Genomic DNA, 565 nt, shown 5'->3' on the forward strand with positions numbered 1-565 from the left:
TACTTTAGGTCAAGCTATAAACAATGGTAATGATGCTTTAGGTATCTTACAAACTGCTGATAAGGCTATGGATGAGCAACTTAAAATCTTAGATACAATCAAAACTAAGGCAACTCAAGCGGCTCAAGATGGACAAAGTTTAAAAACAAGAACCATGCTTCAAGCAGATATCAACCGTTTAATGGAAGAACTTGACAATATCGCAAATACTACTTCATTTAACGGTAAGCAACTTTTAAGTGGAAATTTTATCAATCAAGAATTTCAAATCGGTGCTAGTTCAAATCAAACTGTAAAAGCAAGTATAGGAGCAACCCAGTCTTCTAAGATAGGTTTAACTCGTTTTGAAACAGGATCAAGGATTTCAGTTAGTGGTGAAGTGCAATTTACCCTTAAAAACTACAACGGTATAGATGATTTTAAATTCCAAAAAGTTGTGATTTCAACTTCAGTTGGAACAGGACTTGGAGCTTTAGCTGATGAGATCAATAAAAATGCTGATAAAACAGGTGTTAGAGCTACTTTTACAGTAGAGACTCGAGGCATGGGAGCAGTTAGGGCTGGA

General features: G+C 35.8%; 1 protein-coding gene. It reads left to right on the forward strand.

Annotation, left to right across the window (positions count from 1 at the left end):
* Positions 1-565 (forward strand): flagellin N-terminal helical domain-containing protein (locus CCO88_RS09925; protein ID WP_002840985.1); only part of this gene is annotated, 565 nt, incomplete at both ends.

Origin of the sequence: Campylobacter coli LMG 9860, from assembly GCF_000254135.1 — a bacterium.
Taxonomy (GTDB): domain Bacteria; phylum Campylobacterota; class Campylobacteria; order Campylobacterales; family Campylobacteraceae; genus Campylobacter_D; species Campylobacter_D coli.